Source organism: Treponema saccharophilum DSM 2985, from assembly GCF_000255555.1.
Classification (GTDB): Bacteria; Spirochaetota; Spirochaetia; order Treponematales; family Treponemataceae; genus Treponema_D; species Treponema_D saccharophilum.
The window spans coordinates 1-7,688 of the sequence record NZ_AGRW01000018.1 but is presented as its reverse complement, the minus strand read 5'-3'; the positions used below and the strand labels follow the sequence as shown (position 1 = coordinate 7,688).

Annotated in this window: 3 protein-coding genes; all 3 read right to left on the bottom strand. The window is 55.6% G+C overall.

Going from position 1 to position 7,688, the window contains the following annotated elements; all coding sequences use genetic code 11:
* A partial coding sequence (locus TRESADRAFT_RS00185; protein WP_040841777.1) for a SpiroCoCo family coiled-coil protein occupies nt 1-6,369 on the bottom strand: 6,369 nt, incomplete at its 3' end.
* A gap of 173 nt (nt 6,370-6,542) precedes the next feature.
* Nucleotides 6,543-7,238 (bottom strand): HAD family hydrolase, encoded by a 696-nt coding sequence (locus TRESADRAFT_RS00180; RefSeq protein WP_002701682.1) that lies wholly within the window; start codon nt 7,236-7,238, stop codon nt 6,543-6,545.
* 71 nt (nt 7,239-7,309) lie between these two features.
* A partial coding sequence (locus tag TRESADRAFT_RS16440; protein ID WP_002701681.1) for a hypothetical protein occupies nt 7,310-7,688 on the bottom strand: 379 nt, incomplete at its 5' end.

The window sequence follows — 7,688 nt, the reverse complement described above, 5'->3', positions numbered from 1 at the left end:
CGCGGAAATCTTCTCGTCGTACGCGTTCTTGAGGCTCTCCGCAATCGAATTCGCTCCCGCCGTCTTCTCTTCCAAGTCCGCGCTGATTTTGTCGAAGCGCGCGCCGAGGTCGCCGGTGACGGTGTCGAGTTTCGCGTCAGCGTCAGAGGAAACCGATTCAAGTTTGGAATCCAGCTCGTTCTGCAGCTCGTCGATTTTTCCATGCGCCTCTTCCGAAACCGTCTCGATTTTTTCGCCGAGCGTTTCGCGTATCGAGTCGATTTTTCCGCCAAGCTCGCGCCCGAGATTGTCTGCGGCAGCAGACGCGCCGGCTGCTTTTTTCTCGATTTTCGAGTCGATTTTTCCGAATTTCTCCTCGATTTCGGAAGAAACGCCGTCGATTCTCTCGTCAGCGCCCGCTTTCACGGCGTCTATTCTCGATGAAAGCTCGCCGCCCGCCGCGTCGATTCTCGCGCCGAGCCCGCTTTCGATTTCGTCGAGGCGACCGCTCATGCCGCTTTCGATGTTGTCCGACTTCGTGACGAGTTCGTCGCGCACTCCCTCGATTTTTCCGCCGAGCTCGTCCTGCATCGCATTGATTTTCTCGTCGTACGCGTTCTTGAGGCTCTCCGCAATCGAATTCGCGCCCGCCGTTTTCTCTTCCAAATCCGCGCTGATTTTGTCGAAGCGCGCGCCGAGGTCGCCGGAAACAGCGCCAAGTTTTGCGTCCGCGTCCGCCGTGAGCGCATCAATACGCGCGCTCAAATCGTTTTCGATGAAATCCGCGCGCGCGCCCGCCTTTCTGCCAAGCTCGTCGAGCCTGCCGTCCATAGTGCTCTCGATTTCGTCCGATTTTGCAGAAAGTTCGCCACGAACGTCCTCGATTTTTCCGCCGAGCTCGTCCTGCATCGCGTCGATTTTCTCGTCGTACGCGTTCTTGAGGTTCTCCGCAATCGAATTCGCGCCCGCCGTCTTCTCTTCCAAATCCGCGCTTATTTTGTCGAACCGTCCCGTGATGTCGCCGGAAACAGCGTCCAGCTTCGCGTCAGCGTCCGCCGTGAGCGCATCAATACGCGCGCTCAAATCGTTTTCGATGAAATCCGCGCGCGACTCAACCTTCCTGTCAAGTTCGTCGAGCCTGCCGTCCATAGCGCTCTCGATTTCGTCCGATTTCGCAGAAAGTTCGCCGCGAACGTCCTCGATTTTCCCGCCGAGCTCGTCCTGCATCGCGTCGATTTTCTCGTCGTACGCGTTCTTGAGGTTCTCCGCAATCGAATTCGCGCCCGCCGTCTTCTCTTCCAAATCCGCGCCGATTTTATCGAACCGATTCCCGATTTCGGAAGAAATGGCGTCGAGTTTGCCGCCGATTCCGCCCAGCCGCGACGATATCGCGCTTTCGACAAAATCCGCCTTTGCGGAAAGCTCGGTCTCCATCGTGTCGATTTTTGTGGTGTAGTCGTCGCGAACGCCCTGAAGCTTCTCGTCGATTCCGTCGCCGACCGTCTCGATTCGCGACCTGATTCCCGCGACTTTCTCGTCCACCTCGCTCGAAAGCCCGCTGACCGTCTCGCGCACCGAATCCGTAACCTGCGCCGCAATCGATTTCGCGCCGACGGAAGATTCCTCAAGGTCGCGGTTTATCGTGTTGAACGTATCCTCGACGCGGTTTTTCAGGCCGCCGATTTCCGATTCCATGCTCGCAAGGATTGTCCCGACTTTGTCGGCAACGCTTCCCTCAAACGTATCGACACGCTCCGTAACGTTCTTCTGGAATTCGTCGACTTTTCCCGAAACGTCGCTTTCAAACGAATCGACCCTGTTCGTAACGTCTTCCTTGAACGTGCCGATTTTCTCGCTGACTATGTTTTCTATAGAAGAAATCTGCTCGCCCGTCGTCCTCTCGATGTTCGCGACGCGCTCGTTCACGCCTTCCTCAAGCATATCCGCGCGCTCAGTGACCCCGCTGCTGATTTTCTCAAGCCGCTCGTTCACGCTTGAATCGAACTCGTCTATCTTCCCGCCGACAGTTTCCTTGATGCCTTCTACTCGCTCGTTCACGCTCGAATCGAACTCGTCTATCTTTCCGCCGACAGTTTCCTTGATGCCTTCTACGCGCTCGTTCACGCTCGAATCGAACTCGTCTATCTTTCCGCCGACAGTTTCCTTGATGCCTTCTACTCGCTCGTTCACATTCGCGTCGAACTCGTCGATTTTTCCGCCGACGGTTTCCTTGATTCCCTCTACGCGCTCGTTCACGCTTGAATCGAACTCGTCTATCTTTCCGCCGACCGTTTCCTTGATGCCTTCTACGCGCTCGTTCACATTCGCGTCGAACTCGTCTATCTTTCCGCCGACCGTTTCCTTGATGTCTTCTACGCGCTTGTTCACATTCGCGTCGAACTCGTCGATTTTTCCGCCGACAGTTTCCTTGATGCCTTCTACGCGCTCGTTTACGCTCGAATCGAACTCGTCTATCTTTCCGCCGACAGTTTCCTTGATGCCTTCTACGCGCTCGTTCACATTCGCGTCGAACTCGTCGATTTTTCCGCCGACATCGGTTTTTATTTCATCGAGTTTTGACGAGAATTCGTCCTGAACCTGCGCTACTTTCCCGAACGCATCGGCGCCGAGTGACGAAAGGCGGTTCGAAATGTCGCCGTGCACGTCGGAAAGGCGCGAGTCGAATTCGTCCTGGAGGGTGTCGACCTGCGAGAGAATGTCGGCGTTCAGACCGCTGACCGTCGAGCGCACTTCCTGGGAAATCTGGGCCGCAAGCGCGTTCGCCTCGTCCTGAGATTCGTCGAGGCGCCCGCGAAGACCGAGAATCGACGCGTCGACGTCGCTGCGGAGGCTGTCCACTTTCTCGCCGACCTCGCGCTCAAGCAAATCGGCGCGCGAGCCGATTCCGGAAACGCGCTGCTCCATATCCGAAAGAATCGAATCGACGCGCGACGAAACATCGCCCTCGAACTGGCCGACGCGTTCGGAAACGCCGCTTTCGAATTCGCCGACGCGCTTCTCCACGCCCTGCTCAGCGCTCTCGATTCTCGAATTGATGTCGGAAACCATCATCGAGACGATATTTTTGAGCGTTTCTTCCTTTTCCTTTATTTCCGCGGCAATTCCGGCAGAAACATTTTCTGCGCCCGCGGATGCGTCCTCAAGCTGCTTCTTTATCTGCGCAATCGCGAATTCGGAATTCGTCCTTATTCCGACGATTTCCGAGTTGAGCTCGCCCGAAAGCTTCTCCACTTTCGCGGAGATGTCGCCCGAAACGTCGTTGACGTGGTTCTCGACCGACTCTGCGATTTTCGCGGCGATTCCCTCCGCGCCCTCGGATGCCTTCGAAAGCTCCTCCTCGATTCGTGCAAGCGTCTCCTCAAGCGATTTTTCGAGCGCGGATTTTTTTTCGTCGACGGAATTCTCGAGCGTCGTGACGCGGGAGGCGACGTCGCCCTGAAGCGCGTCGATTTTTCCGTTGACGGCTTTGTTGAGCGCGTCGACGCTTTCCGTGACCTGCGACTGGAGCGACGAAATCGTCTCGGAAACGTCGGAGCGGAGCGAGCCGATTTTTTCCTCGACATCGGAGCGGAGGTTCTGCACAGTCGAATTCACCTCGTCCTGCATCGCGTCGACAGTATCGTTGATGTCGCTTCTGAGGTTCGTGACCTTCGTATCCACATCGTACGAAAGAAGCTCGACCGTATTGTCCACGTTCGACTGGAGCGCGGACACTTTCGCGTCAACATCGCCCGAAATGAAATCGACCTTCTCCTCGACGTCGCGCGTGAGGGAGGAGACCGTATCGTTGACGTCGTTCGTGAGGTTCGCGACTTTCGTGTCCACGTCGCTCTGAAGCCCGGATACTTTCTCGTCGACGCTCGACTGCAGCGCGCCGACCTTCTCCTCAACGTCGCGCGTGAGTGAGGAGACTGAATCGTTGACGTCGTTCGTGAGGTTCGCGACTTTTGTGTCCACGTCGCTCTGAAGCCCGGACACTTTCTCGTCGACGCTCGACTGCAGCGTGCCGACCTTCTCCTCGACGTCGCGCGTGAGTGAGGAGACCGTCGCGTTTATGTCGTTCGTGAGCGCGCCGACCGTGTCGACGACATTCTGATGGAGATTTCCCACTTTCGAGTCGACTGCGTTCTGCAATCCCGCGACCTTCGCGTCAACGCTCGACGACATATCGCCGACTTTCGCGTCAACCGAGTCGAGGAGCGTCTGAACCTTGTCGTCAACCCTGTCCTCAAGCCCGGCGACTTTTCCCTCGACGGCATCCTCAAGCTCGCCCATCCGCTCGTCGACCGTCCCGTGCAAACCGACGACTTTCTCGTTGACGTTCTGCTCAAGTTCGATAACTTTGTCGCCGACGAATCCCTGCAAGTCGGAAACCTTGTCGTTGACGTTCTGCTCGAGGGAAAGCACCTTCTCGTCCACGCTGCGCTCAAGCCCGGACACTTTCGAATCGACGGAATTCTGCAGTATGCCGACCTTGTCCTCGACTTTCTTCTCAAGCCCGGTGACTTTCTGCTCGACGCTGAACTCAAGCCCGCCGACTTTCGCGCTCACCATGTCGTCAAGCCCGGACACCTTTCTCGAAACGGAATCGGAAAGCCCCTCGACCTTGTTGTTGACCTCGTCCTGAAGTTCAGAAACCTTGTCGACGACGGAACGCTGGTACTCGGAAAGCTTGTAATCGACGCCGCTCTCAACCCCGTCGACGCGGGAATTCACCGTGTTCTGAAGCTCGTTCATGCGCACATCGACGGAATCCTTGAGGTCGACGATTTTGTCGTCAACTTCGCCCGTAAGGTCGGAAATCTTGGACTCGACAGTCTCGTGCAGCTTGTCGACTTTCTGGTCGACGCCCGTCCCGAACGTGTCGATTTTCGTGTCGACAACCTGCTGGAGAATGTCGACTTTCCTGTTGACGGAATCGTTGAGGCTGTCGACTTTCTGGTCGACGATGCTCTGCAGCCCGCCGACTTCCGTGTCGATAAGCGACTGGAGGTCGGACACCTTGCTGAGGACATCCGCGTGCATGGCGTTTATCGCGGTTTCCGTCTTCTCGCTGTACTTGTTGAGGTTCTCAGTCGACTGCTTCTCGAACGTCTCGTACGCCACCGTCTCCTTCTCGTCAGCCGACGTGACAGCCTTCTCGTAGAGGCTCTCGTAGCGCGACTGAATCTGCGTGAGCTGCTTTGCGAGAACCTCGCGGATTGACTCGAGCGACTTCCCGTTCCCGTTCACGTCGTCGCGCAGCTCCTTCGCGGTGCGGCGGGCGGCATTGAGCGACTCGGCAAGGTGCGATTTCAGCTCGCCCGTTTTTGAATGGAGAAGGTCGACGAGCGCGCCCGTCTTGTCCGAATACTGCTGGTTGAGGGAAGCCGTCTGCTCGCGGACCTGGGAATCCATCTCGGTAATCGAGCGCTGCATCGCCTCCTCGAGCGCGGAAAGTTTTGCGTCGAACGCGTTCGTGAAATCGTCCGTCTTCCCGCGGAGAAGCTCCTCGAGCGTCGCCGTCCTCTCGCTGACGCTCTGCGCGATGTCGTCCGTCTTCGCGTCGATTGCCTGCTGAGCCGCGCCGATTTTCTCGGCAAGCTGCTTCTCAAGCTCCTGCGCGCTCATCTCGACTTTGCTCAGGTAATTCTGCGTGCGGGAATTCGCCTCCTCCTGCAGCCGCTTGAAAACCTCCTCCTCAAGATGGGATGCCCGCTCCGACGCCGAGCTGTACGCATTCTGTATGTCCGAATTGATTTTGTCGAGAAGCTCCGCGCACTGTTTTGCCGCATCCTTCGTGGACAAATCGAGGTTGTCCGCGCGCTTCTGGTACTGATTGAGAAGCTCCGTCCCGATGGTCTTGAGGCTTTCGTTGTTTTTCTTCGTGAATTCTTCCGAAATTTTCGGAAGCCTGTTTTCGATTGACGATGCTGATTTCTCAAGCGCGGAAATTTTCCCGCTTATCTTCTCGAGCGCCGCCGACTCGGCCCTGACGCGCTTGAGGTTCGTCTCGGCATTCTCGGTCATCTGCATAAGCTCGGAAAGGACGTTCCCGTAGCTGTCAAGCTTCTTCCTGATATCGTCTACCTGGCGGAATTTCTCCTCGAACGTCTTGCTCTGGTTGTCGAATTCCTCGGTGAGCCTGTCGAGCCTTTTCACGGCGGCGCCCGCCGCTGCCTGATGCGTCTCGACATCCGCGGAAAGAGCGTTCAGCTTGTCGGAGCTGCTTTCGAAAAAGTCCTCGAATTCGCGTATCCGCTTGTCGGAATACCTCCGGACTTTGTCCATGGAATTTCCGTCCTTGTCCACAATTTTTGAAATCGCGACGATGACGATTGAAAATACAGCTGATATTACAACGACGATGACAGCAGTGAATGCGCCCACTTTTTACCTTCCCAATCCCGCCTAAACCCAAACCCCCGGTAAGCAGGCATTCCGGCAGGTCCTTCTGACCATGGAAACGCCCGACAAAAATGAATGTGACATGTCAAAAAATCTATAAAATGAAACACTATGCGTTCCGAGAATTTAAGTTCAGGGATGATGAAATTTGGGGGTTATTGTAGCACAAGATTTGTGAATTGACGATAGTCGGAAAACAAAATGTCCGTGCCGATATCCTCCGCGCGCGACGGTTTCCCGAACAGCCGCCTGAAAAAAATCTCCGCGCGGGACATTATGAGGGCGCTTTTCATCCCCGCGTTTTTCGAGCCGCAGACATCGTATTTGATGCTGTTTCCGACATAGAGGATTTCCTCCGGACGGACGTTCATTTTCAGCGAAAGGATTCCGAACGGATATTTCGACGGCTTGAGCGCGCCGCTTTCCTCGGAGCCGAGGACGACATCGCAGTATTTGAGCAGCCCCCACGTATCCCCTTTCTGAGACGGCGGAAAATCGGAGAGGAGCGCGATTCTGTATCCGGCTTCCTTTATTTTCGAGAAACATTCCTCGACGTGGCTGAACGGCTTCGTCTTTTCAAGGTAAGGAGTCAGCCCCTTATAGACAATCGAATCGATTTTGAACCGCGCCTCGTCAACGGAGCACCCCAATTCCTCCGCCAGAAGCCTTCCCTGATATTCGTAAAAATCAGAGAGCGGCGCCGTCCTGTGCAGAATTTTCCTGACCGCCAAAAAATGCATGTAGAATTTCGCATGCCGCAGAACGTAAAAAACGAGCTTGCGGTATAAGCGATAATCAGGATAGAGAGTCCCGTCGATGTCGAAAGCGATTACCTTGATGTCCTTTAGCATATTTCAATCATACCAAATATTTTCTTTTAAGGCGATTGCGTACAACAAATAACACGTCCGCCCCCGGAACGTCATTTCGTTCCCGCCTGTTCCGCCGCCTTCTTTTTTTTCAGAGCGAGGTTCGCCGCCACGGAACTTTCCGTATGCGTCTCCGTTCCTCCGCCAGACGAAGTTCCGTTTACCGTCTGAATTCCTCCGGCATACAAATCCTCTCCCGTCCCATTTTTCGCGGCTTTTTCCTTGGCGATTCTCTCTGCTTCCGCTTTCGCGGCCTTTTCTTTTGCGATGCGTTCTGCCTCCGCTTTCGCGGCTTTTTCCTTGGCGATGCGTTCTGCCTCCGCTTTCGCGGCCTTTTCTTTTGCGATGCGTTCTGCTTCCGCTTTTTCGGCTTTTTCCTTGGCGATGCGTTCTGCCTCCGCTTTCGCGGCTTTTTCCTTGGCGATTTTCTCT

Bases quoted from the DNA above. Each gene is read 5' to 3' on its own strand.
- TRESADRAFT_RS00180 (WP_002701682.1), bottom strand. From the start codon at position 7,238: ATGCTAAAGGACATCAAGGTAATCGCTTTCGACATCGACGGGACTCTC.